Origin of the sequence: Streptomyces sp. NPDC059009 (assembly GCF_042740175.1) — a bacterium.
In the GTDB taxonomy this organism is placed as follows: domain Bacteria; phylum Actinomycetota; class Actinomycetes; order Streptomycetales; family Streptomycetaceae; genus Streptomyces.
Genome location: NZ_JBHYJB010000046.1, coordinates 1 through 26,645, shown reverse-complemented (window position 1 = coordinate 26,645; position 26,645 = coordinate 1). Strand labels below are relative to the sequence as shown.

The window sequence follows — 26,645 nt, the reverse complement described above, 5'->3', positions numbered from 1 at the left end:
GGGGAACGGAAGGAGCGTGATGGCCATGGTCATGGCCTTCATCTTCATCGGCGTGGTCGTGATCGCGATCGTGCTCGCGATCGCCACTGGAGGGCGGGGCCGGTCGCGCTCCGGCTTGCGCTCCGGTGCTTCGAGCTCCTCCGGCTCCAGTTGGTGGGCCGGCGGCGGCGACAGCGGCGGCGGTGGGCACCACCACGGCGGCGGGCACCACGGCGGCCACTCGTGCGGCGGCGGCAGCTCCTGCGGGGGCGGCTCCTCCTGCGGCGGTGGCTCCTCCTGTGGCGGTGGGGGCGGATGCGGCGGCGGCGGAGGCAGCTGACACGGGGCAGCTGGTCCAGCACCGGAGCGAGGGGGCCCTCCTCCACACCGACCGGGGCGCCCGGCGGGAGGCAACTCCTGCCGGGTGCCCCGCCGTTGTACGCGCGGCGGAGGATTGAACAGGTGAGCTGGGTAGCCCTCGGGGGGATGGAAACCCTACGAAGTTGGGTAAAAACGCTGTGGCGGCGTCGCCGTCCATGATTCCCTCTAAACCGTCAACACAGCCCTCGGACGTTCGGTCATCAGGACCTCTTCCCGGTTTACCGGCGTACTCGTGGGCACGAGCCGGCCATCCGACCTCCCGGTGTTCCAGCCGGGCGGGCCGGCACCACCTCCATTGCGTGTTAGCGGAGCCGACCCATGCTCACGACCCTGAAGACTGCCTACACCGACACGCGCGCCGCGGACCTCGCCTGGGCCCTGGGCCGCGAGCCGCTCCCGGCCCTGGCCACGCTCGACCTCCAACTGGCGGACGCATCGCTGGAGTTGAGACTCCTCGGCGCCTCGCACCAAGTCCTCCTCGACCAGGAACAGGGCAGCTGCTCGGAGACCGTCGCCTGCATCCCCGGCAGCAGCACCCCGCTGCCGCTCGGCGTCGCCAAGCGGGTGGGCGACTGGGAGTACGAGTTCGCGGCGCGCGTGGAGACCCTCTCCAGAGGCCAGTTCGCGGGCCGCGCCCAGGAGTTGCTGGCCCTGGTCGCCGAACATCCGCACGGCCTCGCGGGCGTGTTCCCCGGCTCCCCGCACGCGTTCACGGCGCTGCTCGCGCAGTGGCACGAGGGGCAGGTGCAGTGGCGCACCTGGCACGCGTACCCGCAGGACGGTCAACTCGTGGCGACGCGCACGCGGGTGGGGGCCAGGATGCCGGCGGCCCTGTGACGTGCCCCGGTGAAGATCACGTACACCTCCGGGCCGCGTTTGCACCCTTGTGGGTGACCAGACGTAGGAGTGCGGTGACGTAGCGTTCCCAGCGTGATCGAGCCGCCAGCGCGCCTGCCCGTCACGCCCCGGACGGGCCGTCTCCTCGTCCTCGTGGGCGTCTTCATCTGCGCTGCCTGCGGCCTCGTGTACGAACTCGAACTCGTCGCCCTCGCCTCGTACTTGATCGGCGACTCCGTCACCCAGGCGTCCGTCGTGCTGTCCGTGATGGTCTTCGCGATGGGCATCGGCGCGCTCCTCGCCAAGCGCATGCGGTGCCGGGCCGCCGTCGGCTTCGGGCTCATCGAGGCGGCGCTCGCGCTCGTCGGCGGCTGCAGCGCGATGGCGCTGTACGCGGCGTTCGCGTGGACCGGCGACCGCGGCGGCGTCTGGGCGGGCGGCTCGCGCTACCTCCTCGTCGCGTTCTCGCTCGCCATCGGCGTGCTCATCGGCGCCGAAGTCCCCCTGCTCATGGTGCTGATCCAGCGCATCCGGCGCCAGGACGCGAGCGGCGCGGTCGCCGACCTCTTCGCCGCGGACTACGTGGGAGCGCTGGTCGGCGGCCTGGCCTTTCCCTTCCTCCTGCTCCCCCTCTTCGGCCAGCTCACGGGCGCACTGCTCACCGGAGCCGTCAACGCCGTAGCGGGCGGCGCCCTCGTACTCGGCCTGTTCCGCCGGGACTTGAGCATGCGCGGCCGCTGGGTGCTCCTGGTGGCGAACGTGACGGTGCTCGGCATGCTCGCCTCCGCCGCCGCCCTCGTCGGCGACTTCGAGCGGGCGGCGCGGCACGCGGTGTACGGGGAGGGGGTGCGGGTGGCGGTGCAGACGGATGTGCAGGAGGTGGTGCTGACGGGGGGTGCGCCGCGGGGCGGTGATGCGAGTGGCTCAGGTGGCTCAGGTGGAGCGGGCAGCGGAGGTGGCTCACGTGGTGGCGGGGGCGGTGCGGGTGGCTCAGGTGGCGCGCGCGGCTCCGGGAAGCCGTCCGCCTCCGCGCATTCCTCCGGCTCCGCCCGCTCCTCCGACACCCCTGACTTCGCCCGTGACTTCGACCTCTTCCTCGACGGGCGGCTGCGGGTCAGCGGCCGGGACGAGCGGCGCTACCACCAGGCGCTGGTCCGCCCCGCGATGCAGGGCCCGCACGCGCGCGTGCTCATCCTCGGCGGCGGCGACGGGCTGGCCGTCCGCGAGGTGCTCCGCGTCCCCGGGGTGCGCCGCGTCGACGTGGTCGAACTCGACCCGGGCGTCGTCGACCTGGCCCGCCACGACCCGGCGCTCAGCGCGCTGAACGAGCACGCGTACCGCGACCGGCGGGTGCGCGTGACGAACGCCGACGCGTTCCGCTGGCTGCGGATGGTGCCGCACCGCGCCACGTACGACGTGGTGCTCTCCGACCTCCCCGACCCCGGCATCACCGCGTCCACGAAGCTCTACTCGCAGGAGTTCTTCGGCCTCGCGGCCCGCGTCCTCGCGCCCCGCGGCCGCCTCGCCGTGCACGCGGGCCCCTTCGACTGCCGCCCCCGCGTCTTCTGGACGGTCGAGACGACGCTGCACGCGGCGGGCCTGCGCACGGCGCCGTACCGGGTGGGCGGCCGTGTCTCCGGCTTCGCCGCGGGCCCGGACCGCACGGCGGACGGCTCCTCGGCCCGGGCCCAGCCGAGGGACTGGGGCTTCGTGCTGGCCGCGCGCGACCGGCCGGTGGTGCGGGCCGGGTACCGGGGGAGTGCGCGGGCCGCGGAGCGGGCGCGGGTGCGGGGGCTTGCGCCGTCGACGCTGGTGCATCCGCGCTATGCGAATTGAGTCGGTGAATTGCGTACAGGTGCGTACAGGGCGGTGGGGGCGTGAGTAGGCTCGATTGTCATGGACCATGAGGTGTTCGTTCCGGTACCGGCGGAGGCGCTGCGGAAGGTCCTCGACGACCCCGAGCGGGTCGCGGGCGCGGTCCCGGGGCTCCAGCGCGACGCCGACGCGTACTCGCCGCCCTTGTCGGGGCGGCTGAAGGTGCGGGTCGGGGGGCACGCGATCACGTACAAGGGGTCCGTGCGCATCGCGCGCCGGGACGGGGACGCCGACGCCGATGCGTACGAGCTCGAGGCCGAGGGCACGGAAGTGCGGGGCAGCGGGGCGGTGAAGGTCGCGCTGACCGTGAAGCTGGTTCCGGCGGACGGCGGCACGACGCTCGCCTTCGCGGTGACGGCGTCCGGGGGCGGGCGGGTCGCCGAGAGTTCTCCACAGGCTGTGGAGGGGGCCGGGCGGAGGCTGCTTGAGCGGTTCGGGGAGGGGCTGGGGGTGGTGGCGTCCCGGGGGGAGGAGCCGGTTGTGGACGCCGTCGAGGCCGAGCCTGATCCTGACGCTGCCCCCGATTCCGGCGACCTCGGTGACGTCATCTCCATCTTCGACACGGAGGTGCCGCCGCCCTCTCTCGACCCCCTCGTGGACGAGGGCGCGGACGTGGGCGTGGACGAGGACATGGACGAGGACGCGGACGAGTCCGTGGTCGTGCCGCCCGCGGAGGCTGCGCATGCGCGGCGGACGATGATCGGGCGCAGTGCGGAGGAGGTCGACCACGCGCCGCCCCGGGGGCGGTACGCGCCCGCTCCGGCGCCGGAGACGACGTCGGCCACGGCCACCTTGCGGTGGGCCGCGCCCGCGGCTGCGGTGGTGGTGGCTTCGGCGATCGTGGTGGGGCGGGTGCTGCGGCGCCGGCGGTGAGTTTCCTTTTCCCCGGCCCCGCCCCTTTTCCCCGGCCCCGCCCCTTCCCGAATCCGCGACTCCGTCGCCCTGGGGCACCCCTGTCGCCGCTGACGCGGCTCGTCCTCAAACGCCGGACGGGCTGATGGTGCTCCCCGGGCAGGAAGGCCGCCCCAGGCCCGCGGGAGCGGGATTTCGGGGAGGGGCGGGGTTGGGGAAAACTCAGCTCCATGACCACCACCGACGTGACCCTCACCGCAGGCGCAGCCCAAGTCACCGTCCAGCCCGGCAACGGCTGCCGCATCGGCAGCCTGCAGCTCGACGGCGTCGAACTCCTCCGCCAAGGCCCCCGCTACGGCTGCTTCCCCATGGTCCCGTGGTGCGGCCGCATCAGGGACGGCCGTTTCCTGGACGGCGCCACCGTCCACCAGATGCCCCTCAACTCCCCGCCCCACGCCATCCACGGCTTCGCCCGCGACGCCGAGTGGACCACCGCGAAGGCCACCCCGACCGAGGCCGCCTTCACGTACGACCTCACCGACCCCTGGCCGTACCCGGGCCGGGTCACCCAGGTCGTCGAGCTCACCGAGGACGCGCTCACGCTCAAGCTGGCCGTCGAGACGTACGGGGACTCGTTCCCGGCGCAGGCGGGCTGGCACCCGTGGTTCAACCGGAGCCTCGGGGCGGACCGGGAACCCGTGACCCTGGACTTCGCTCCGGCCTGGCAGGAGGAGCGCGGGGACGACCACCTGCCCACCGGGAAGCGGATCGAGCCGCGGCCCGGTCCCTGGGACGACTGCTTCGGGATGCCCGACGGCGGCGTCGACGTGACGCTGACCTGGCCCGGACAGCTGGAGGTCAACGTGAAGAGCCGCGAGGAGTGGGTCGTCGTCTACGACGAGCAGGACGCCGCCGTCTGCGTGGAGCCGCAGACCGGGCCGCCCAACGGGCTCAACACCGCGCCCCGCCTCGTCACCCCGCTGGAGCCCCTGGAGGCGGCGACCACATGGACCTGGCGGCGGCTCGGGCAGGGCTGAACGCGCTCTGAGCTCGCTCTAAGCTCGTAGGCATGACTGACGACGTACGCGGCGCCCTGCTGCAGCAGATCAAGGACAAGGCCGTCGTGCACGGCAAGGTGACCCTCTCCTCGGGCATCGAGGCGGACTACTACGTGGACCTCCGCCGCATCACCCTCGACGGCACCGCCGCCCCGCTGGTCGGCGAGATCATGCTGGACCTGACCGCCGCCCTGGAGTACGACGCCGTGGGCGGGCTCACCCTCGGCGCCGACCCGATCGCGGACGCGATGCTGCACGCCTCCCACGCGCGCGGGACCCGCTCCGTGCCGCTCGACGCCTTCGTCGTCCGCAAGGCCGCCAAGGCGCACGGCATGCAGCGGCGGGTGGAGGGGCCCGACATCAAGGGGCGGCGGGTCCTGATCGTCGAGGACACCACCACCACCGGGGGCTCGCCGCTGACCGCCGTCGAGGCGGCCCGCGAGGCGGGCGCCGAGGTGGTCGCGGTCGCCACCATCGTGGACCGGGCCACCGGTGCGGGCGAGAAGATCAAGAACGAGACGGGTGTCCCGTACCTCTTCGCGTACTCGAAGGACGAGCTCGGCCTCAGCTGACCCACGGGGAACCGGGGACCTACGGCCCTGGGATTCCGGTCTCTCCCCGGCTGGAGCAATCCGGCAAGTCTGGAAAGATGGGGGCGACGATGACGTCGCCCCCGTAGGTCAGGGCCCAGCACCCACCCGCACATCACAAGGAGCGGACACATGCCCATCGCAACTCCCGAGGTCTACGCCGAGATGCTCGACCGGGCGAAGGCAGGCAAGTTCGCCTACCCGGCCATCAACGTGACCTCGACCCAGACCCTGCACGCTGCCCTGCGCGGCTTCGCGGAGGCCGAGAGCGACGGCATCATCCAGATCTCCACCGGTGGTGCGGAGTTCCTGGGCGGCCAGTACAACAAGGACATGGTCACGGGCGCGGTCGCGCTCGCCGAGTTCGCGCACGTCGTCGCCGCGAAGTACGACATCACCGTCGCGCTGCACACCGACCACTGCCCCAAGGACAAGCTGGACGGCTACGTCCGCCCGCTGCTCGACATCTCCGCCGAGCGCGTCCAGGCCGGCCGCAACCCGCTGTTCCAGTCCCACATGTGGGACGGCTCCGCCGAGACCCTCGCCGACAACCTGGCCATCGGCCAGGAGCTGCTCGCGAAGGCCGCCGCCGCGAAGATCATCCTCGAGGTCGAGATCACCCCGACCGGCGGCGAGGAGGACGGCGTCACGCACGAGATCAACGACGAGCTGTACACGACCGTCGACGACGCGCTGCGCACCGCCGAGGCCCTGGGCCTGGGCGAGAAGGGCCGCTACCTGCTGGCCGCGTCCTTCGGCAACGTCCACGGCGTCTACAAGCCGGGCAACGTCGTCCTGCGCCCCGAGCTCCTCAAGGACCTCCAGGAGGGCGTCGGCGCCAAGTACGGCAAGCCCGCCGGGTCGCAGCCGTTCGACTTCGTCTTCCACGGCGGCTCCGGCTCCACCGAGCAGGAGATCGCCACCGCGCTGGAGAACGGCGTCGTGAAGATGAACCTCGACACCGACACCCAGTACGCCTTCACGCGTCCCGTCGCGGACCACATGTTCAAGAACTACGACGGCGTCCTGAAGGTCGACGGCGAGGTCGGCTCCAAGAAGACCTACGACCCGCGCACCTGGGGCAAGGCCGCCGAGGCGGGCATGGCCAAGCGCGTCACCGAGGCGTGCGCGAACCTGCGCTCCACGGGCACGAAGCTCAAGTAGCTCTTTCCGTACGTGAGTCGGGCCCGGCTTCCTGGGGAAGCCGGGCCCTTCGCGTGTCGTTCCAGGAGGGCTGCCCGTGGGGTTGCCCGCGGGGTCTACTCGCCGTCGATGATCTGGTGCAGGTAGATGACCTGGCTTTCGCCGCCCGGCACGCTGTCCGCGGGGTCCCCGTCGTGCGCGATGTAGAACTCGGGGGCCTTGTCGCCGCGGAGCTCGCCGCTCTTCTCCATCTCCTCCAGCTTGGCGAAGAACTTCTGGGCGTCCGGCGTCTTGGAGCCCAGCTCCTCGGCGAGCGTGCCGCCCACGACCACCTTGAAGTGGTTCGGCTCGACGAGCAGGTTTGTCGCGGCGCCGGTCGCGCTGGACGGCGTGAAGACGGGGCCCTCGCCGCCGCACTCGTAGTAGCCGAGGACGACGCCGAGATCCGGGTTGACGCCCTCGCCGCTCATGTCGATGGACTCGACAACCCCGTACTGGTCCTGCTTCGGGGCGTCGCAGAGGTTGTAGGACGGCAGCTTCTGGCGGTCCGCGAGGTCCCAGTTGTCGTCGCCGCTGCCGCCCGAACCTCCGTCGCTGCCACCGGAGTTGGCGCTCTCGTCCTTGCCGCCGGTGTCGCCCGTGCTGCCGCCGGTGTCGCCCGTGCTGCCGCCGGAGTTGCCGGTGCTGCCGCCGGAGTTGCCGGACGGCTTCTTCGCGGACTCGGACACGGTCGGGGACGGCTTGGAGCCGCTGTCGCTGTCGTCGCCGCCGGAGGGCTCACAGGCCGTGGTGGCCAGGGTCAGGGCGGCGGTGGCGGCCAGCAGGCCGAGCTTCCAGTTCTTGCGGGTCTTCGTGCGCATGGGGTTCCCCCGTAGGTGTGGCGTGAGTGGTGAGGGTGGTTGCTTTTTGCCGGTACGCGGTCAAGGAACCGGCCGCAGCAGTGTGCGGCAGGATCGAGCGATTCCGGCCAGGGCGCACGCGATCGTTACCGATCTCGGACAATGGCGCAGACTTGTTCACATGGCCATTCACGAGAACCTGCTCGGGGGACCGCCCCCGACCCATCTGCCCGACGACCCGGAGCCGCGCGAGCTGCTCGCGGGCGGGGCGGCGCCCGCCGACGTCGCCGCCAAGTACCCGAAGTCCTCGCTCGCCTGGGCCCGGCTCGCGGACGAGGCGTTCGAGGCGGGCCGCGTCGTCGAGTCGTACGCGTACGCGCGCACCGGCTACCACCGCGGCCTGGACGCGCTGCGCCGCGCGGGCTGGAAGGGCCACGGCCCGGTGCCGTGGGAGCACGAGCCCAACCGCGGCTTCCTGCGCGCCCTGCATGCGCTCGCGCGGGCCGCGCAGTCGATCGGGGAGCAGGACGAGTACGAGCGCTGCGCGGGCTTCCTGCGGGACTCGTCCGCGACGGCCGCTGACACGTTGGGCTGACGCCCCGTCGAACGGAGGGCGAGCGGGCCCACGGGGTGTGGCGCCCCGTGGGCCCGCTCGCCCTTCTCGGGGGCTTCGCCCCCGGCCCTCTCATCGGCCTGAACGGCCTCGTCTCATCGGCCTGAACGGCCTCGCCCTCGATCGCCGGGCGGGCGATGAACCCTCAGGCCAGCTTCCTGAGCATGCCCACGTCGTACGGGGTCGCCTCGCCCAGGCGGTCCGTGACCGCCTTGTCCGCCCACTCCGGGTCCGCGATCAGGGAGCGGCCCACCGCGATCATGTCGAACTCGTCGCGCTCCATGCGGTCCAGGAGGAGGTCGATGCCGGTGGACGCGGTGTCCTTGGCCCAGCCCTGCGGGCCCACGAACTCCTTGTCGAGGCCGACCGAGCCGACGGACACCGTGGCCTTGCCGGTGAGCTTCTTGACCCAGCCCGCGAGGTTGAGGTCCTCGCCGTCGAACTCGGGCAGCCAGTAGCGGCGCGTGGAGGCGTGGAAGGAGTCGACGCCCGCGGCCGCCAGCGGGGCAAGGAGGGCGTCCAGCTCGGCCGGGGTGTCCGCGAGCTTCGCGTCGAAGGCGTTCGCCTTCCACTGCGAGAGCCGGAACTGGACGGGGAAGTCGGCGGAGACCGCCGCGCGCACCGCCGCCACGAGCTCCGCCGCGAAGCGGACGCGGGACGCGAGGTCGCCGCCGTAGCCGTCCGTACGCCGGTTGGTGCGGTCCCAGAGGAACTGGTCGATCAAGTACCCGTGCGCGCCGTGCAGTTCGACGCCGTCGAAGCCGATCCGCTCGGCCGCCGCGGCGCCCTGTGCGAACGCGGCGATCACCGCGTCGAGGTCCGCCCCCGACATCGCCTCACCCTTGGGGCTGCCGTCCAGGTCGATCCCGGAGGGGCCCGCCGGGGGAGCGGCCGGGACGGGGCCGCTGCCCGGGTTGCGGGTGACACCCACGTGCCACAGCTGCGGCATGATCGCGCCGCCCGCCGCGTGCACCGCGTCGGCCACGGCACGCCAGCCGGCCAGGGCCTCGTCCCCGTAGAAGCGCGGCACATCGTCCTCGGTGCCCGCCGAGGCGTGGTCGACGTAGGTCCCCTCGGTGATGAGCAGCCCGGTGCCGCCCGCCGCCCGGCGCGCGTAGTACGCGGCCACGTCCTCGCCGGGTATGCCGTTCGGCGAGAACTGGCGGGTCATGGGGGCCATCGCGATGCGGTTGCGCAGGGCGAGGCCGCCGAGGGAGAAGGGGCGGTCGAGGACGCGGGCGGCCCGTGACTGCTCCGTGGGGTCGGCTCCCGTGGCGGGGGTGGCCGCTCCCGTGGCGGTGGTGTCTGCTCCGGCGGTCATGGAATTCCTTTCCGACATGAAACATTCAGAGGCCGTAACAACGGAGCGGGCGGAATCGTTCCGCCTTGCCCTGGCGGAGATCACCCACGGATGATGTGCGGTGGGGACCGGGGCCCCCGTGTCGCTACGGCAGGGGCGGACCGCTACCCGGAGTTCGTTCAAGGAGACAGCGATGTCCCACGAGGCGGAGACCTCCTATCCGGAGGCGCCAGAAACCCCGCATCTCGACTTCGCCGGCACGACGCCCTACGAGGACTACGTCCAGGCCGACGTGCTCACCCACCTCCAGCACCCCCTCTCCGACGACCCCGGAGAGATGGTCTTCCTGGTGACGACCCAGGTCATGGAGTTGTGGTTCACCGTGATCGTGCACGAGTGGGAGACCGCTTCGCGGGCCCTGCGCGAGGACGACGTGCCGGTCGCGATCGCGGCCCTGAAGAGGTCGGTCCGGGAACTGGACGCACTGAACGCGTCCTGGCGGCCGCTGGGTCAGCTGACCCCGGCCCAGTTCAACTCGTACCGCAGCGCGCTCGGGGAGGGGTCCGGCTTCCAGTCGGCGATGTACCGGCGCATGGAGTTCCTGCTCGGCGAGAAGTCCGCGTCCATGCTGGTGCCGCACCGGGGCGCCCCGCGCGTCCACGACGAGCTGGAGAAGGCCCTCCAGGAGCCGAGCCTGTACGACGAGGTGCTCCGGCTCCTGGCCCGGCGTGGCCACGCCGTCCCCGCCACCGTCCTGGAGCGGGACGTGGCCCTGCGCTACGAGCCCTCGCCCGACGTCGAGGCGGTCTGGACGGCCCTCTACTCGGGTGACGAGAGCGACGAACTGGCCCGCCTGGGCGAGGCGTTGACCGACGTCGCCGAGCAGGTCTGGCGCTGGCGCAACGACCACCTGGTGGCCACGCGCCGCGCGATGGGCTCCAAGACGGGCACGGGCGGCTCGGCGGGCGTCGCCTGGCTGGAGAAGCGAGCCAGGAAGAACGTCTTCCCGGAACTGTGGAGTGCGAGGTCACATGTCTGAGCCCGACGAGACGGCGAGCCCCTCCGGTTCTGGACAGGCGACGTCCGAGCCTTCCGGTCTTGGACAGGAACCCGGTCGTGGGCAGGTGTCGTCCGAGGCCCCCGGTTCTGGCCAGGCGTCGTCCGAGCCTTCCGGTTTTGGGCAGGCGTTCCGCACGGCGGAACGGGTGGGCAAAACCGCCCACGGCGCTGCGGATGACGTCCCAGCGCAAGTGGCAACGCTGGCCGCGCGAGCGGCGAAGCTGGATGCCGCAGACGAACTCGGCGCGAAGCGCGAGGAGTTCGTCCTCGACGACACCATCTACCTGGACGGGAACTCCCTGGGCGCCCTCCCCAAGGCAGTTCAAGCCCGCGTAGCGGAAGTAGTCACCCACGAGTGGGGCACCCTCCGCATCCGCTCCTGGGAAGAAAGCGGCTGGTGGACCGCCCCCGAGCGGATCGGCAACCGCATCGCCCCCCTCGTCGGCGCCGCCGAGGACCAGATCGTCGTCGGCGACTCCACCAGCGTGAACGTCTTCAAGGCGCTGGTCGCGGCGGTCCGCATCGCGCGGGGCGGAACGGACGACGCCCACCCGGACGAGGGGCGCGACGAGATCGTCGTTGACGCCACGACCTTCCCCACGGACGGGTACATCGCCGAGTCCGCGGCCCGCATGACCGGCTGCCGCCTCATCCCGGTCGCCCCGGCGGACACCCCGTCCGTCCTGGGCCCCCGCACCGCCGCCGTCCTCCTCAACCACGCCGACTACCGCACCGGCCGCCTGCACGACCTGCCCGGCCTCACCGCGGCCGGGCACGCGGCGGGCGCCCTCATGGTGTGGGACCTGTGCCACACGGCGGGCGCCCTGCCGGTCGGGCTCGACGCGCACGGCGTGGACCTCGCGGTCGGCTGCACCTACAAGTACCTGAACGGGGGCCCGGGTTCGCCCGCGTACCTCTACGTGCGCAAGGAGCACCAGGCGCGCTTCGACTCGCCGCTGCCCGGGTGGAACGGACACGCCCAACCCTTCGGCATGCGGCCCGAGTTCACGCCCGCCGAGGGCGCGGTGCGCGGCCGGGTCGGCACCCCCGACATCCTCTCCATGCTCGCCCTGGAGGCGGCGCTCGGCGTCTGGGACGGGGTGTCGGTCGAGGCGGTGCGGGCCAAGTCCCTCGCCCTGACGGACTTCTTCCTGGAGTGCGTCGAGGCGTACGTACCGAAGGGGCGGGTGGAGCCGGTGACGCCGGCCGCGCATACCGAGCGCGGCAGCCAGGTCGCGCTGCGCTGCGCGGACGCCGGCGAGGTGATGCGGCGGCTCATCGCGCAGGGCGTGGTCGGTGACTTCCGCGAACCGGACGTGCTCCGGTTCGGCTTCACCCCGCTGTACGTCTCCTTCGCGGAGGCCGAACGGGCGGCCCGGGTGCTCGCGCACACGCTGGCCGGGGCCTGATAGCGTCCGGCGGATCTTGCTCCGTGACCGGGCCGTCCCACGCCGGGCGGCCCGGTCACGGGGAGGCCCGCCGAACGCACGTGATCCGCTGAGAGGTTGAGCATGCAGGAAGACGCAGCCGGTGCCGCAGCCGACGCCGCCGCCGTGGCCCGCGACGCCGCCGAGGCCGAGGCCGCCTTCTCGCATCCGGAGGTGGAGCCCGACGCCACCGCCGCCTACGGCGACCACCCCGACCAGGTCGTGGACTTCTACGCGCCCCGCGACAACGCCGCCGTCGCGCCGCTGGTGGTGGTCCTGCACGGCGGTGCCTGGCGGGCCCCGTACGACCGGCGGCACGTGACGCCGTTCGCGGACTTCCTGGCCCGGCGCGGCTTCGCGGTGGCCAACGTCGAGTACCGGCGCGGCAGTTCGCTGCCCGCGCAGGGCGGCACGGGGCCCGTCGCCGGGCGCTGGCCGGAGACCTTCGACGACGTCGCCGCCGCGTTCGACGCGCTGCCCGCCCTCGTACGGGAGTTCCTGCCCGCCGCCGACCCGCGCCGCACCGTCGTGACCGGGCACTCGGCGGGCGGGCAGCTCGCGCTGTGGGCGGCCGCGCGGCACGTGCTGCCCGATGACGCGCCCGCCGCCTGGCGCACCGACCGGCCCGCCCCGCTGCGCGGCGTCGTCGCGCTCGCCCCGATCGCGGACTTCGGGCGGGCGCGCGAGCTCGGCGTCTGTTCCGGGGCGGAGACCCAACTCCTCGGCGGCGAGGGGAAGTTCGAGGAGCGGCTGCCGTACTCGGATCCGGCCGCGCTCCTCCCGACGGGCATCGCCACCACCGTGGTGCAGGGCCGCACCGACATCGTGGTGCCGCAGGCCGTCGCCGAGGCGTACGCCGACGCGGCCGCCAAGGCGGGCGAGGTGGTGGGCCTCACGCTCCTGGAGGACGTGGGGCACTTCCCGCTGATCGACCCGGCGGCGGACGCGTGCGCGGTGGTCGCGGAGGAGATCGCGCAGCTCGCGTTCTAGTTCCAGGCCGTGTCGGGCAGCCCGTGGGCGGGGCTTCCCAGTGGCCCTGGGGATACCCGTAATACCTGAGAGCTACGCGGCAGGTGCATACCCCGGCGTGATGTGGACGACGGCGTGTGATCCCTAACTTCCTTACCAGAGACGCGAAAGCGTGGACGGGAAGGAAGTGACCGATGAGGCTCCGGGTCGGGCGGCTGCGCCGCACTCTGCTCGCCGTGTGTGTCGCGGGTGCCGTCGTGGTGCCGCTGTCGGCCGCGGCCCGCCCGCAGGTCCCGGCCCCCGCCCCGGCGCACCTCGCGCCGGTCACCGCGACGACGCTGCACACGACATACGCGGCGCACCGGGCGAACGCCGCCGAGGCCGCCACCATGGCCGAGCGGTACGGGGCGCAGGACCGCGCCGCCGCGCTGCGCGCCATGGCTACGCCCGACCGGCACTTCCTCAGCTTCGACGGGCGCGGCGCGGGCCAGGCCGTCGAGGTCCTCGGCGAGCTGGCCCGCGCGGACCGCGTGGCCGTCCTGGTGCCCGGCTCGGACACATCGATCGACACGTACGACCGCTTCCGCGCGGGCGCTCTCGCCCTCCACGACGAGCTCGGCCCGCGCGCCGCCGTCGTCTCCTGGCTCGGCTACCGGACGCCGGGCACCATCAGCCCCGAGGTCCTCACCCAGGGCCGGGCCCAGGACGCCGCGCCCGCGCTCCGCTCCTTCGTCACCGACCTGCACCGGATCAACGCCCACGCGCGCGTGTCCCTGCTCTGCCACTCGTACGGGACGGTGGTGTGCGGCGCAGCCGCCTCCGGCCCGACCGGCCTGGACGTCGCGGACATCGCCTTCTACGGCAGCCCCGGCACGGGCGTGGACCGGGCCTCGGAGCTGAACACCCGCGCGCGGGTGTGGGCGGGCCGCGGCGCGGACGACTGGATCGCCGACGTCCCGCACACGAGTGCCGACTTCTTCGGTACGACGGTCGGCTTCGGCACCGACCCGGTCTCCCGCTCCTACGGCGCCCGCGTCTTCGCGGCCGGGAGCGGCGGCCACAGCGACTACTTGAAGCCCGGTTCCGTGGCGCTCACCAACATGGCGCGCATCGTCCTCGGGGACGTGAAGGGAGTCAGTCATGCGTGAACTGCTCGCGCCCGTACGGCAGTTGGTGCACAAGGTCGACGCCGCGACGCCCCCGGACCGGGACCGCGCCGTGGACGCGCTGCGGGCCTTCGCCATCCTCGGCGTCGTCCTCGGGCACTGGCTCGTCACGGCCCTCGTGGCGGACGGCGGCGCGCTGCACGGCGCGAGCCCCCTCCAGCACCTGCCGTGGCTGGCCCCGATCTCCTGGGTCTTCCAGACGCTCGCGGTGTTCTTCCTGGTGGGCGGGCACGTGGCGACGAAGTCGTACGCGTCGGCGCGGGCGCGCGGGCAGTCGTACGGGCAGTGGCTCGGGGCCCGGCTCACCCGGCTGTTCAAGCCGGTCGCCGCGGTCCTCGCGCTCTGGTCGGCGGTCACGGCGGGCCTGCTCCTGTCCGGGGCGGGCGCGGCCACGGTGCACACGTTCGTGACGCTCGCGCTCTCCCCGCTCTGGTTCCTGCTGGTCTTCGCGGGCCTGACGGCGGCGACCCCGCTGGTGGCCCGGCTCAACCCGCTGTGGCCGCTGGCCGTCGTTCTGCACGTGGACCTCATACGGTTCGGGCTCGGCGGCCCCGCCTGGCTCGGCTGGATCAATGTGGCGGCGGGCTGGCTCGTCCCGTACACCCTGGGCGCGGCCTGGACCCGGGGCGAGCTGACCCGGCGCTCCGGCTGGGTGCTGCTCCTCGGCGGGGCGGCGGCCGCGGCGGGCCTGGTCGCGTGGGGCGGCTACCCCGCGTCGATGGTGGGTGTCCCGGGCGCCGCCATCTCGAACCTGAACCCGCCGACGCTCGCCGCCGTCGCCTTCGGCCTCGCCCAGTGCGGCCTCGCCCTGCTCCTGCGGGAGCCGCTGCGGCGCGGTCTGCGCAGGCCCGCCGCCTGGGCCGCGGTGGCCCTGGTCAACCTCTCCGCGATGACGATCTTCCTGTGGCACCAGACGGCGATGATGGCCGTCACCGCCCTCGGCCTGCTCGCGGGCGCCCCCCTGCCCGGCCTGCACACGGCCCCCGACGGCCCCGGCTGGATCCTGGCCCGCCTCGCCTGGCTGCCGGTCTTCGCGCTCGGCCTCGCGGTGTGCTGGGCCGCGTTCCGCACATACGAGCAGGGCGGCCGGCGCCGCAGCCGGGGCGGGAGCCGGGTGGTGCGGGTGCACCGGCCGCGGTCCGGGACCGCGGGGGCGCGGAGGGCCGGCCGTGCCTAGGGTTCGTGATGTGGACGACGGTGCGGTGAGGCGTGGTGGCGATGGGCCCGACGGGCCCACCCGGCCCGCGCACCCTTCCCACCCTTCTCAGCCTCCCCAGCTCTCACACCCCTCCCAGTCCTCACCGCCCTCACCGCCCTCGCGGCTCGGCGGTCTCGTGCGGGCGGTCGGGCGGGGGCTGCGGGACGACCTGTGGACGATGACGCCCATGGCACTGCCCCCGCTGTCGCGGCCCCGCCGCCCCCGCTGGCTGAGCTGGCTGCGCTGGGTGCCGCACGTCGTGATCGCGCTGCTCGCCCTCTCGTCGGTGCTCGGCAATCTGGACCAGCTGAGCCAGCGCTACGACCTCGGTGTCTTCGGCATCGTGGCCGCGGTCCTCGAAGGGGTGGCGCTGCTGTGCGCGATGCGCCGCCCGGTGCCCGCGTTCTGGCTCTCCCTGGCGGCGAACGTGGCGTCCGCGCAGCTGGCCGCCCCGCATCTGTCCACGTCCGTGAGCATGGGAGGCGAGCCCTGGCCATGGGCGCCGCCCGGCATGACCCTGCACGCCATGGTGCTGCTGCTGCTCGCGCTGCGGGTGCCGACCGGGGCGGCCGTCGGGGCCGCCGTGCTCAGCTGCCTGGTGGGGCCGGTGCTGCAGCGGCTCGACGGGGCGGCCGCGTACGACCCGACGTCCACCGTCTCGGCCATCGTCTTCGCCTTCGTCACCGTCATCGGCGTCTCGGCGCGCGGCCGCCGCGTGGCGCGGACGCAGCTCGTCGAGGAGAAGGAGCTGACCGCGCACGAGCGGGAGCGCCGCACACTCCTGGAGGAGCGCAGCCGCATCGCGCGCGAGCTGCACGACGTGGTCGCGCACCACATGTCGGTGATCTCCATCCAGGCGCAGGTCGCCCCGCACCTGGTGAAGGACCCGCCCGAGGAGCTGAAGGAGAACCTGGCAGGCATCCGGCAGAACGCCCTGGAGGCGCTCACGGAACTCCGCCGCGTCCTCGGCGTCCTGCGCTCCGAGAACCCTGACGACCCCGACGACCCCGGCGCCCCCGAAGCCGCCCCCCAGGCCCCGCTCCCCACCCTCGCCCGCCTCGACGCACTGGTGGAGAACGCGCGCGCGGCGGGCCTCACGGTCAGCTGCGAGACCTCCGGGGAGGCGCTCCCGCTGCCCCCGGGCGTGGACCTCTCGGCGTACCGCATCGTGCAGGAGGCGCTGAGCAACGCCATCCGGCACGCCCCCGGCTCCACGGTCCGCGTCGAGCTCGCCCACGCGCGCGCGGGCCTGCGCGTCCGCGTCACCAACACGGCCACGACCGCCCCGGCCGGGCCCTCGCCGGGCGCGGGCCACGGACTGCTCGGCATGCGCGAGCGCACCACCATGCTCGGCGGCGACCTCGCCACGGGCCCCACACCCGACGGCGGCTACGAGGTGGCCGCGTTCCTGCCCACAGACGGAGGCCCCCAGCGATGACACCCCCGCCGATCAGGGTCCTGATCGCCGACGACCAGCAGATGGTCCGGCAGGGCTTCTCGGTCCTGCTCAACACCCAGCCGGACATCGAGGTGGTCGGCCAGGCGGTCGACGGCCTGGACGCGGTCGCGCGGGTCGCCGAGCTCGCCCCGGACGTCGTCCTGATGGACATCCGCATGCCCGAGCTCAGCGGCATCGAGGCCACCCGCCGCATCACGGAGAAGACACCCGGCATCAAGGTCCTGGTCCTGACCACCTTCGACCTGGACGAGTACGTGTACGAGGCGCTGCGGGCCGGTGCCTCCGGCTTCCTCCTCAAGGACGCCTCGTCCGACCAGCTCGCCGAGGCGGTCCGGGTGGTGGCGGCCGGGGACGCGCTGCTCGCGCCCGGCATCACCCGCCGCCTGATCGCGGAGTTCGCCCGCCTGGACGGCACCCCGAGGTCCCCGCTGAAGTCCCGCGTCGGCGAGCTCACCGAGCGCGAGACGGAGGTCCTCGCCCTGATCGCCCAGGGCCTGTCGAACGCGGAGATAGCGAGCCGTCTCGTCGTCGCCGAGCAGACGGTGAAGACGCATGTGGGGCGGATCCTGGTGAAGCTCGGGCTGCGGGACCGCACGCAGGCGGCGGTGTTCGCGTACGAGTCGGGGCTGGTGCGGCCTTCGGGGTACTGAGGGGGTGCCGCGGGCCCGCGCGGGTTCCGCGTAGTACTCAGGTCGGACCCCGAAGGACCAGCCTCCAAGGGGACGCGACCCGCACCCGCGCCGCCGTACCTTCGTAGACGTGACCGAGACGACCAGTTCCAAGCCGCGTACCCCGGGCGGGCGGAGCCCCGAGTACAACCTCGCCAAGAACGCCCTGCGCGGTCTCCGCGACGACCTCTTCCGGGACGTCTTCGCCTACCGCCCGCTGCCGAAGGGGACGTACGAGGGCCTGCTCGCGCAGCGCCTCCCGAAGGGGATGCGCAGGCACCTCGGGTACTTCCCGCACGGCGTGGTCCTCGCGGCGGCCGCCATCACGCTGGCCATCGGCGTGATGGGAACGGACCCCGGATACGGCACCAACCAGCTCGGCTGGCTGCTCGCGGCCCTCATACCGGCCGTCGCCGTCGCTCTCACCCTGCTCCGCCCCACCCTCGCCTGGTGGCTCTCCCTCGCGGCCGCCCCCCTCGGGGTCATGGCGAGCTATGGCAGCGAGCGCCCCTGGCCGGTGTCGAGCCTCTTCGGGCACATCGCCGTGCTGATGGTGGTCGCGGCGCGGACCCGGCCCCGGACCGCGGCGTGGATGTACGCGCTCACGGCGTGCTACTCCTTCTTCGCGGACGCCGCGTACGGCGGCTGGGACTCGGACACCGCCCCCATGCTGTTCCTCGCCGCCATCGCCGTCGCCTTCGTGGTGTCGATCCAGATCAACTGGAAGGCCCGCCACGAAGTGGTGCGCGAGCGAACCGTCAGCGCCGTCGAGCGCGACAAACGCACCCTCCTCGAGGAGCGCACCACCATCGCCCGCGAGCTGCACGACGTGGTGGCGCACCACATGTCGGTCGTCGCCATCCAGGCGGAGGCGGCGCCCTACCGGGTGGAGAACCCGCCGCCCGAGCTGGAGCAGGCGTTCGTGACGATCCGCGAGAACGCGGTGGCCGCACTGACCGAGCTGCGCCGCGTCCTCGGCGTCGTACGGGCGGAGGACTACGAGGCGCCGGACGCCCCGCAGCCCACCCTCGCCGACCTCGACCGGCTCCTGGCCAACGTCCGCGAGACGGGCCTCACCGTCGAGAAGGCGGTGACCGGCGCGGTCCGCGAACTCCCGCAGGGCGTCGAGCTGTCGGCGTACCGCATCGTGCAGGAGGCGCTCAGCAACGCCCTGCGGCACGCACCGGGCGCGACCGCCCGCGTCGAGGTCGGCTACGTCCTCGGCGGCCTCGGCCTGCGCATCGTCAACGGCCCGCCGACCGGCCTCGTCAAACCGTCACCCGGGGCGGGTCACGGCCTCACCGGCATGCGGGAGCGCGTCACGATGCTGGACGGCGAGATGACGACGCGGCAGACGGAGGACGGCGGTTACGAGGTGACGGTGTTTCTGCCGGTGGCCGCACGCGCCGAGGAGAACGACCGCACGGAGGGCACCGCATGACCATCCGCGTCCTCATCGCCGACGACCAGATGATGGTGCGTGAAGGCTTCTCCGTACTGCTCAACGCCATGCCCGACATCGAGGTCGTGGGCGAGGCCGTCAACGGCCGCGAGGCCGTCGAGCGGGTCCGTGAACTCGCCCCCGACGTCGTCCTGATGGACATCCGCATGCCCGAGCTGAACGGCATCGAGGCGACCCGCGAGATCGTCGCCACGGCGGACGACCACGCGAAGGTGCTCGTCCTGACCACCTTCGACCTGGACGAGTACGTGTACCAGGCGCTGCGGGCCGGTGCCTCCGGCTTCCTCCTCAAGGACGCCTCGGCCCGCCAACTCGCCGACGGCGTACGGGTGGTGGCCTCCGGCGAGGCGCTCCTCGCCCCGTCCGTGACCCGCCGCCTGATCACGGAGTTCTCGAAGCTGGCGGAGACGCCGAGGCTCTCGGTGGCCGCGAGCCAGGAGGCGTACGGGGAGCTCACGGAGCGCGAGACGGAGGTGCTCGTGCTCATCGCGCAGGGCCTGTCGAACGCGGAGATCGCGGAGCGCCTCGTCGTCGCCGAGTCCACGATCAAGACCCATGTCAGCCGGATCCTGGTGAAGCTGGGCCTGCGGGACCGCACGCAGGCGGCGGTGTTCGCGTACGAGGCCCGGCTGGTGACGCCGGGTTAGAGCGCGGGTTACCGTCCCGCCATGGACGCCCTCTTCGCCCCCGCTTCCCCCGCGTTCCTCGCCGACCCCTACCCCGCCTACGCCGAGCTGCGCGCCCGCGGCCGGGTGCACTACTACGAGCCGAGCGGGCAGTGGCTCGTGCCGCACCACGCCGACGTGTCCGCCCTGCTGCGGGACCGGCGCCTGGGGCGGACCTATCAACACCGCTTCACCCACGAGGAGTTCGGCCGCACCCCGCCGCCGTCTGGGCACGAGCCGTTCCACGTGCTCAACGACCACGGGATGCTCGACCTCGAACCCCCGGACCACCCCCGTATCCGCCGGCTCGTCTCGAAGGCGTTCACGCCGCGCACGGTGGAGCGGCTGCGGCCGTACGTGGAGGAGCTCGCGGCGACGCTGGTGCGGGGGCTCGTGGCGGAGGGCGGGGGCGACCTCGTGGGGGCCGTCGCCGAGCCGCTGCCGGTCGCGGTGATCGCCGAGATGCTGGGCGTCCCGGAGGCGGACCGGGGGCTGCTGCGGCCCTGGTCGGCGGCGATCTGCGGGATGTACGAGCTGAATCCGTCCGAGGAGACGGCGCGGCGCGCGGTCGCGGCGTCCGTCGAATTCACGGCGTACTTGAGGGAGTTGATCGCCGCGCGGCGCAAGGAACCGGGGGACGATCTCATCTCCGGGCTCATCGCCGCGTACGAGGACGGCGAGCGGCTCAGCGAGCAGGAGATGATCTCCACCTGTGTGCTGCTCCTGAACGCGGGCCACGAGGCGACGGTCAACGCGACCGCGAACGGCTGGTGGGCGCTGTTCCGGAACCCGGAGCAGCTGGCCGCGCTGCGGGCCGACCCCGAGGGGCTGCCGGCCACTGCCGTGGAGGAGCTGATGCGGTACGACACCCCGCTCCAGCTCTTCGAGCGCTGGGTCCTCGACGACATCGAGATCGACGGAACGGTGCTGCCCCGGGGCGCGGAGGTGGCCCTCCTCTTCGGCTCCGCCAACCGCGACGAGGCGGTCTTCGCCGACCCGGACGCCCTGGACCTGTCCCGCCCCCAGAACCAGAACCCGCACATCTCCTTCAGCGCGGGCATCCACTACTGCATCGGCGCCCCGCTGGCGCGGCTCGAACTGGCCGCTTCCCTGCGGCAGTTGCTGCGCCAGGCCCCGGGCCTGCGGCCGGCCGCGGACCCGGTCCGCAAGCCCAACTTCGTGATCCGGGGCCTGGAGAGCCTGCTCGTGGAGGTGTAGGGCGCCCAGCCGAGACCTAGGGGCGCGGGGAACTGCGCGACCAGCCCCCAGCAGGGCGCGGCCGCCGACGTGCCGCTGTCGGCAGACGCGTCTGCCGGGTTCCGCGCCGTCGACCTCTGCGGGTCGTCTCTGGTTGCTCGCGCAGTTCCCCGCGCCCCTTAGTAGGGCGCCCTCGTACGTCAGGTGGTCATGTCCCGGCGCCGCAGCCCCACGAGCCCGCCAGCGACAAGAGCCGCCGCGATCGCGGTCAAGGCGAACAGCGGCGTCCACGTCAGCTCCCCACCCGGGAGCTTGGGGAGGTGGCCGAAGGGGGACAGGTCCATCACCGCCTGCGGCAGCTTCAGCGTGGGGCCGATCCAGCCGATCACGAGCGCCGCGCCCGCCACGCCCCACGCGGCCGCCGCGGCCTGCGGCGAGAGGCCCTGGAGCAGGACCGCGAGCCCGCCGATCAGCCAGATCGCGGGGAGCTGCACGAGGCAGGCGCCCAGGATCGGGCCGAGCTCCTGGCCGTAGCCGATGGCGAGGCCGAGGCCGCCGAGGAGCATGATCAGGACGGCGCCGCCGAAGGCGATGACCAGGTGACCGGAGGCCCAGCGCAGCCGGCCGACCGCGTTCGCGAGGACCGGTTCGGCGCGCTGCGAGGTCTCCTCGCCGTGCAGCCGCAGCACCGCCTGGACGACGTAGAGCGCGGCGACCATGCCGAGCATGCCGACCATCGTGGCGAGGAACGAGTCCGTGACGCCGGACTGGCCGCCCATCCGCTCGATGAGGTCGCGGGTCTTCTCGTTGTCCCCGACCAGGTCGGCCACGCCGTCCGTGACGCCGCCGAAGGCCACGCCGGAGACGAAGAAGCCGAGGCTCCAGCCGAGGACGCTGCCGCGCTGCAGCCGCCAGGCGAGGGCGCCCGCCGTGGCGAGCTTCCCCTGTGCGGGGCCCGGCCGGGTGGGCAGGAAGCTCATGCCGATGTCGCGGCGCCCGGCGAGGACGTAGGCGACGGCGCCCTGCGCGAGCACGGCGGCGGCGAACAGGAGGAGCACCCACCAGCGTTCGGCGGCGAAGGGCCGTACGTTCTCCGTCCAGCCGATCGGCGACAGCCAGGTCAGCGGTGAGGAACCGTCGGTCTCGGCGGAGTCGCCGGCGGCGCGCAGCACGAAGGCCGCGCCGAGCACCGCGGCGGTCAGACCGCGCGCGAGCCGTGCGCTCTCGGTGAGCTGGGCGACGATCGCGGCCATGGTCGCGAAGACCATGCCGACGCCGCCGACGGCGAGCCCGAACGCGAGGGCGCCGCCCGCCCCTTGGCCCGCGAGGCCCGCGGTGACGAGGAGCGCGAGGACGCCATTGGCGACGAGCGCGGTGAGCAGCGCGGCCGTCAGCGGCGCCCGCCGCCCGACCATCGCGGACGCCACCAGCTCCTGGCGCCCGCTCTCCTCCTCGTCCCGGGTGTGCCGGATGACGACGAGCAGGCTCATGATGGCGGCGAACAGCGCCACGAACGACCCGATCTGAGTGGCCGTCAGGCCCCCGAGCGAATCGCTGAACACCGGTCCGTACAGGGCGCGCAGCGAGCTGTTGGTGGTGATGTCCCGGGCGAAGTCGGCGCGCTCGGCGGCGGTGCCGTAGATGCCTTCCAGGGCCTTGGGGCGGGTGAGCACCATCATCGTGATGAGGCCGACCCACACCGGGAGCAGGACCCGGTCCCGGCGCAGCGCGAGCCGCAACAGGGCGCCGGTACCCGCGAGTTGGGAGGACCGCCCTGGCCCGCGCGCGGTGCGGGGCGCGGTGGTCACGGCGGCAGTCATCGCGACACCGCCTCTTCCGAGGACGGGGACGAGGACGGGGATGAGGGCGAGGGCGAGGCCGTGGCCCGTACGGGCGCGTCGTCCTGGTAGTGGCGCAGGAAGAGCTCCTCCAGGGTGGGCGGGGTGCTGGTCAGGGACCGCACGCCCGACTCGGTGAGGGAGCGCAGGACGGCGTCGAGCTTGTCGGTGTCGACCTGGAGGCGCACCCGGTGCCCCTGCACATCGAGGTCGTGCACGCCGGGCAGCGTGCCCAACCCGCCCGGGGCACCCGCGAGTTCGGCGCTGACGCTGGTGCGGGTGAGATGGCGCAGGTCGGCGAGCGAGCCGGTCTCGACGGTGACTCCCTTGCGGATGATGCTGACCCGGTCGCAGAGCGTCTCGACCTCGCTCAGGATGTGCGAGGAGAGCAGGATGGTCCGCCCGCGCTCGCGCTCCTCGGCGACGCAGCTCTGGAAGACCTCCTCCATGAGCGGGTCGAGCCCCGAGGTGGGCTCGTCCAGGATCAGCAGGTCCACGTCCGAGGCGAAGGCGGCGACGAGGGCGACCTTCTGCCGGTTGCCCTTCGAGTAGGTCCGCCCCTTCTTGGTGGGGTCCAGCTCGAACCGCTCGATGAGATCGGCGCGGCGCGCGGGGTCGAGCCGCCCACCCCTCAACCTGCCGTACAGATCGATGACTTCGCCCCCGGAGAGGTTCCGCCACAGCGTGACGTCGCCCGGCACGTACGCGATGCGGCGGTGCAGCTCGACGGCGTCGTGCCACGGGTCGCCGCCGAGCACCTGGGCGGCGCCGGAGTCGGCGCGCAGCAGGCCGAGCAGGACGCGGATGGTGGTGGACTTCCCGGCGCCGTTGGGCCCGAGGAAGCCGTGCACCTCACCGGTCTCGACGTCGAGGTCGAGGCCGTCCAGCGCGTGTGTCTTGCCGAACGACTTGTGCAGTCCGGAGACGGTGATTGCCTTCGTCATGGTTTTGAACGTACGCTACTTTCACAAATTTGTGAAGTTAAGAAAGAGTATAAAGTCGGGGCGGGAGCTCACGTGGGGTGCCGAGGGGAGACGATGGGGCGATGACCAGCGAAGAGAGCGCGACGGACGAGGTGGCCGTGCGGGACGAGGAGCTCGTGCGGGACGAGGAGCTCGTGCGGGACGAGGCGGCGGTCTCCCGCTTCGTCGAGCGGTTCGCGGGGGAGCTGACCGAGGCGGGCATGCAGCGGATGGCCGCGCGGGTCTTCGCGGCCCTCATCGCCTCCGACAGCGGCGCCCTGAGCTCGGCGGAGATCAGCGAGCGGCTGCAGATCAGCCCGGCCGCGGTCTCCGGCGCGATCCGCTACCTCACCCAGGTGGGCATGGTCCGCCGCGAGCGCGAGCCCGGCTCACGCCGGGACCGGTACCGGCTCGACCACGACCTCTGGTACGAGACGTTCACGCGGCGGGACCAGATCCTCATCCGCTGGGAGAAGGTCCTCCGCGACGGCGCGGAGACGCTGGGCCCCGACAGCCCGGCGGGTCTGCGGGCCCGCGAGTCCGCGGAGTTCATGAGCTTCATGGCGTCGCAGCTGAGCTCGTTGATGGACCGCTGGCACGAGCACAGGGCGACGCTGGATCTGGGCGAGCCGGAGTAGGGCGGCGCCCTGCCAGGGGCGCGGGGGCCGCAGGGCCCCCTAACGCGGCAGGGTCAGCCCCCACGCGCTGGGCCGCACCGTCCACGTACGCGTGCGGACCGGCCCGCCGACCAGCGCGTCGGCCCGGTACCGGAAGTCCGCCCCGGAAACGGTGATGGTCCGTGCCCGCACCCGGACAGGCGCTGCCTCGGCGCCCACGGAAGAGGCCCGCACCTCCACCCGCGCGAAGCCTCCCTCCGGCGCCGTGCTGACCCGGACCCCCTCGACCGCCTCGTCCAGATCCACCAGCGTCACGCCGTCGGCCTCGACCCGCAGGCGCGGGGACTCGGGGCCGGGTCCCGCCGCCACCCGCGAGGGCCGCGCCGCAAGCGTCCGTACGAACGACTGGCACGTCCGCAGCCACCCGGCCCCCTCGACGGCGACGCCGGGCCCGACCGGGGCCGGGGCCGCGGCCGGGGCGGGCGGGATCCGCAGGTCCCCGAGCACCACCCCGTCCCGGTCGTCCACGAGCAGGTCGAGCCGCCGCTCCGTGCCCTCGAGGACCGCCCGGGCCGCCGCCACCGCGCCCTGCGGCACCCCGAGGGAGCGGGCGAGGCCGAGCGCGGCCGTGCCGCCCACGGGGACCATCGCGAGGGCGCACCCGGCGAGCTCCCGCTCGCGGTGGAGCACCCCGACGGCGCGCAGCAGCGCCCGGTCGTCGCCCACCACGACGGGGCGCCGTCCGCCCCGCTTCTCCAGCGCCCTGACGAACTCCTCCGGGCCGTCCGGCAGGCAGACCCGCACCGCCGCGCCGGCGCCGAGCACGTCGCGCGCGATCCGCACCGACTCTCCGTCCGTGCGCCGGGCGACGGGGTCGATGACCACAAGGAGCTGGTCGCGAGCGGACAACGTGCGCCCTTTCTTTTAGTCGTTCTTTGAGTCCTCGGGTAGCATCTTTGTGCAAGAGCCCCTTGCGCTATTGCGCCAGGGGCTTCGTCTATTCCGGGGCAGCTTCCAGGGCACACCCAGGCCGTACTCGCCACACACCCATATGGGGGCGACGGCCCCTGACCTTGGACATGCCCCGCCCGGAAGGGGTGTACGCCTGTGCCCGCACTTGTGCTGCTCGGTGCTCAGTGGGGTGACGAAGGCAAGGGAAAGGCCACCGACCTGCTCGGTGGCTCCGTGGACTATGTAGTGCGTTACCAGGGCGGCAACAACGCCGGCCACACGGTCGTCGTGGGCGACCAGAAGTACGCGCTGCATCTCCTCCCTTCCGGGATCCTCTCCCCGGACTGCGTGCCTGTCATCGGAAACGGAGTCGTCGTCGACCCGTCGGTCCTGCTCTCCGAGCTGAGCGGACTCAACGAGCGCGGCGTCGACACGTCCAAGCTGCTGATCAGCGGCAACGCGCACATCATCACGCCGTACAACGTCACGGTCGACAAGGTGGGCGAGCGCTTCCTCGGGAAGCGGAAGATCGGGACCACCGGCCGTGGCATCGGTCCCACCTACGCCGACAAGATCAACCGCACCGGCATCCGCGTGCAGGACCTCTACGACGAGTCGATCCTGACGCAGAAGGTCGAGGCGGCCCTGGAGCAGAAGAACCAGCTCCTCACCAAGGTCTTCAACCGCCGCGCCATCGAGGCGGAGCAGATCGTCGAGCAGCTCCTCGAGCACGGCGAGAACATCAAGCAGTACGTCGCCGACACGACCCTGATCCTCAACAACGCCCTCGACGAGGACAAGGTCGTCCTCTTCGAAGGCGGCCAGGGCACGCTCCTGGACGTGGACCACGGCACGTACCCCTTCGTCACCTCGTCCAACCCGACCGCCGGCGGCGCCTGCACCGGCACCGGCGTGGGCCCGACGAAGATCAGCCGCGTCATCGGCATCCTCAAGGCGTACACGACGCGTGTGGGCGCGGGCCCGTTCCCGACCGAGCTCTTCGACGCCGACGGTGAGGCGCTGCGCACGATCGGCGGCGAGCGGGGTGTGACGACCGGCCGTGACCGGCGCTGCGGCTGGTTCGACGCCCCGATCGCGCGCTACGCGACGCGCGTCAACGGCCTCACGGACTTCTTCCTCACCAAGCTGGACGTGCTGACCGGCTGGGAGCAGATCCCGGTCTGCGTCGCGTACGAGATCGATGGCAAGCGCGTCGAGGAACTCCCGTACAACCAGACGGACTTCCACCACGCGAAGCCCGTCTACGAGACGCTGCCGGGCTGGTCCGAGGACATCACGAAGGCCAAGACCTTCGCGGACCTGCCGAAGAACGCGCAGGGGTACGTGAAGGCCCTGGAGGAGATGTCGGGCGCCCCGATCTCCGCGATCGGCGTGGGTCCGGGCCGGGACGAGACGATCGAGATCAACTCGTTCATCTAGACACGGCTCATCGCACCCGTTGAAGGGGGCTCGCGCGCACACCGATGTGGGCGCGCGCCCCCAGCCGTGTTACCCGGCGCCGCCCCCACGGAGGCAATAC

At 72.8% G+C, this 26,645-nt stretch carries 25 protein-coding genes; 20 read left to right on the top strand and 5 right to left on the bottom strand.

Annotation, left to right across the window (positions count from 1 at the left end):
- Window positions 1–19 precede the first annotated feature (19 nt).
- From ACFWYM_RS35985 to fbaA, 7 genes are all read left to right on the top strand, one after another.
- Entirely contained in the window at window positions 20–319 is a 300-nt protein-coding gene (locus tag ACFWYM_RS35985) for a hypothetical protein (protein ID WP_384846882.1), read from the top strand.
- A gap of 359 nt (window positions 320–678) precedes the next feature.
- Window positions 679–1,197, top strand: a complete 519-nt coding sequence (locus ACFWYM_RS35980) for a DUF2617 family protein (RefSeq protein WP_384846880.1) — start codon at window positions 679–681, stop codon at window positions 1,195–1,197.
- A gap of 93 nt (window positions 1,198–1,290) precedes the next feature.
- A complete protein-coding gene (locus ACFWYM_RS35975) occupies window positions 1,291–3,033 on the top strand; it encodes a spermidine synthase (protein WP_384846878.1) in 1,743 nt (580 codons plus the stop codon).
- Between the two features lie 60 nt (window positions 3,034–3,093).
- The gene (locus ACFWYM_RS35970; protein WP_384846876.1) at window positions 3,094–3,945 is read left to right on the top strand and encodes an SRPBCC domain-containing protein; all 852 of its coding nucleotides are present in this window, start codon (window positions 3,094–3,096) and stop codon (window positions 3,943–3,945) included.
- Window positions 3,946–4,154: 209 nt separating this feature from the next.
- Window positions 4,155–4,961 carry an aldose 1-epimerase gene (locus ACFWYM_RS35965; protein WP_384846874.1) on the top strand — a complete coding sequence of 269 codons (807 nt, stop codon included), beginning with the start codon at window positions 4,155–4,157 and terminating at the stop codon, window positions 4,959–4,961.
- Window positions 4,962–4,993: 32 nt separating this feature from the next.
- Window positions 4,994–5,554 (top strand): orotate phosphoribosyltransferase, encoded by a 561-nt coding sequence (gene pyrE / locus ACFWYM_RS35960; RefSeq protein ID WP_384846873.1) that lies wholly within the window; start codon window positions 4,994–4,996, stop codon window positions 5,552–5,554.
- A gap of 150 nt (window positions 5,555–5,704) precedes the next feature.
- Window positions 5,705–6,736 carry a class II fructose-bisphosphate aldolase gene (gene fbaA, locus ACFWYM_RS35955; protein ID WP_384846871.1) on the top strand — a complete coding sequence of 344 codons (1,032 nt, stop codon included), beginning with the start codon at window positions 5,705–5,707 and terminating at the stop codon, window positions 6,734–6,736.
- A 95-nt stretch (window positions 6,737–6,831) separates the two neighbouring features.
- On the opposite strand, the gene ACFWYM_RS35950 is transcribed toward fbaA, so the two are convergent.
- Entirely contained in the window at window positions 6,832–7,575 is a 744-nt protein-coding gene (locus tag ACFWYM_RS35950) for a hypothetical protein (RefSeq protein ID WP_384846869.1), read from the bottom strand.
- 160 nt (window positions 7,576–7,735) lie between these two features.
- Between ACFWYM_RS35950 and ACFWYM_RS35945 the strand changes: the two genes are divergently transcribed.
- Entirely contained in the window at window positions 7,736–8,149 is a 414-nt protein-coding gene (locus tag ACFWYM_RS35945) for a DUF3151 domain-containing protein (RefSeq protein ID WP_384846867.1), read from the top strand.
- Window positions 8,150–8,312: 163 nt separating this feature from the next.
- Here the strand turns inward: ACFWYM_RS35945 and ACFWYM_RS35940 are convergent, their stop codons facing one another.
- A complete protein-coding gene (locus ACFWYM_RS35940; RefSeq protein ID WP_384846865.1) occupies window positions 8,313–9,488 on the bottom strand; it encodes a 12-oxophytodienoate reductase in 1,176 nt (391 codons plus the stop codon).
- Between the two features lie 172 nt (window positions 9,489–9,660).
- On the opposite strand from ACFWYM_RS35940, the gene ACFWYM_RS35935 reads away from it, so the two are divergent.
- The 10 genes from ACFWYM_RS35935 (at window position 9,661) to ACFWYM_RS35890 (ending at window position 20,758) form a co-directional block, all read left to right on the top strand.
- Window positions 9,661–10,506, top strand: coding sequence for a tryptophan 2,3-dioxygenase family protein (locus ACFWYM_RS35935; protein ID WP_384846863.1), 846 nt, complete (start codon window positions 9,661–9,663; stop codon window positions 10,504–10,506).
- Between the two features lie 211 nt (window positions 10,507–10,717).
- The gene (kynU, locus tag ACFWYM_RS35930) at window positions 10,718–11,935 is read left to right on the top strand and encodes a kynureninase (protein ID WP_384846861.1); all 1,218 of its coding nucleotides are present in this window, start codon (window positions 10,718–10,720) and stop codon (window positions 11,933–11,935) included.
- Between the two features lie 102 nt (window positions 11,936–12,037).
- On the top strand, window positions 12,038–12,943 hold the full coding sequence (locus ACFWYM_RS35925) for an alpha/beta hydrolase (RefSeq protein WP_384846859.1): 906 nt from the start codon (window positions 12,038–12,040) through the stop codon (window positions 12,941–12,943).
- Window positions 12,944–13,116: 173 nt separating this feature from the next.
- Window positions 13,117–14,070: an alpha/beta hydrolase gene (locus ACFWYM_RS35920; protein WP_384846857.1), complete on the top strand. Its 954-nt coding sequence runs from the start codon at window positions 13,117–13,119 to the stop codon at window positions 14,068–14,070.
- Complete coding sequence (locus ACFWYM_RS35915; RefSeq protein ID WP_384846855.1) at window positions 14,063–15,265, top strand: acyltransferase; 1,203 nt, start codon at window positions 14,063–14,065, stop codon at window positions 15,263–15,265. The genes ACFWYM_RS35920 and ACFWYM_RS35915 overlap by 8 nt, the downstream gene beginning before the upstream one ends.
- 208 nt (window positions 15,266–15,473) lie before the next feature.
- Complete coding sequence (locus tag ACFWYM_RS35910) at window positions 15,474–16,724, top strand: sensor histidine kinase (protein WP_384846853.1); 1,251 nt, start codon at window positions 15,474–15,476, stop codon at window positions 16,722–16,724.
- Window positions 16,721–17,395 carry a response regulator gene (locus ACFWYM_RS35905; protein ID WP_384846851.1) on the top strand — a complete coding sequence of 225 codons (675 nt, stop codon included), beginning with the start codon at window positions 16,721–16,723 and terminating at the stop codon, window positions 17,393–17,395. The genes ACFWYM_RS35910 and ACFWYM_RS35905 overlap by 4 nt, the downstream gene beginning before the upstream one ends.
- Before the next feature lie 109 nt (window positions 17,396–17,504).
- Complete coding sequence (locus tag ACFWYM_RS35900; protein WP_384846849.1) at window positions 17,505–18,854, top strand: histidine kinase; 1,350 nt, start codon at window positions 17,505–17,507, stop codon at window positions 18,852–18,854.
- Window positions 18,851–19,522 carry a response regulator gene (locus ACFWYM_RS35895; protein WP_384846847.1) on the top strand — a complete coding sequence of 224 codons (672 nt, stop codon included), beginning with the start codon at window positions 18,851–18,853 and terminating at the stop codon, window positions 19,520–19,522. Before ACFWYM_RS35900 ends, ACFWYM_RS35895 begins: the two co-directional genes overlap by 4 nt.
- Window positions 19,523–19,543: 21 nt before the next feature.
- Window positions 19,544–20,758: a cytochrome P450 gene (locus tag ACFWYM_RS35890; RefSeq protein WP_384846845.1), complete on the top strand. Its 1,215-nt coding sequence runs from the start codon at window positions 19,544–19,546 to the stop codon at window positions 20,756–20,758.
- A gap of 179 nt (window positions 20,759–20,937) precedes the next feature.
- Here the strand turns inward: ACFWYM_RS35890 and ACFWYM_RS35885 are convergent, their stop codons facing one another.
- Together ACFWYM_RS35885 and ACFWYM_RS35880 are read right to left on the bottom strand one after the other, a co-directional pair.
- On the bottom strand, window positions 20,938–22,557 hold the full coding sequence (locus tag ACFWYM_RS35885) for an ABC transporter permease (protein WP_384846843.1): 1,620 nt from the start codon (window positions 22,555–22,557) through the stop codon (window positions 20,938–20,940).
- Window positions 22,554–23,519 (bottom strand): ATP-binding cassette domain-containing protein, encoded by a 966-nt coding sequence (locus tag ACFWYM_RS35880; RefSeq protein WP_384846841.1) that lies wholly within the window; start codon window positions 23,517–23,519, stop codon window positions 22,554–22,556. The genes ACFWYM_RS35885 and ACFWYM_RS35880 overlap by 4 nt, the downstream gene beginning before the upstream one ends.
- A 101-nt stretch (window positions 23,520–23,620) precedes the next feature.
- Here ACFWYM_RS35880 and ACFWYM_RS35875 point away from each other — a divergent pair, with 101 nt between their 5' ends.
- A complete protein-coding gene (locus ACFWYM_RS35875; protein WP_384846839.1) occupies window positions 23,621–24,175 on the top strand; it encodes a GbsR/MarR family transcriptional regulator in 555 nt (184 codons plus the stop codon).
- Between the two features lie 39 nt (window positions 24,176–24,214).
- On the opposite strand, the gene ACFWYM_RS35870 is transcribed toward ACFWYM_RS35875, so the two are convergent.
- Complete coding sequence (locus tag ACFWYM_RS35870; RefSeq protein WP_384846837.1) at window positions 24,215–25,063, bottom strand: diacylglycerol kinase; 849 nt, start codon at window positions 25,061–25,063, stop codon at window positions 24,215–24,217.
- A gap of 198 nt (window positions 25,064–25,261) precedes the next feature.
- Between ACFWYM_RS35870 and ACFWYM_RS35865 the strand changes: the two genes are divergently transcribed.
- Window positions 25,262–26,545 (top strand): adenylosuccinate synthase, encoded by a 1,284-nt coding sequence (locus tag ACFWYM_RS35865; RefSeq protein ID WP_384846835.1) that lies wholly within the window; start codon window positions 25,262–25,264, stop codon window positions 26,543–26,545.
- The last annotated feature ends 100 nt before the right edge of the window (window positions 26,546–26,645 follow it).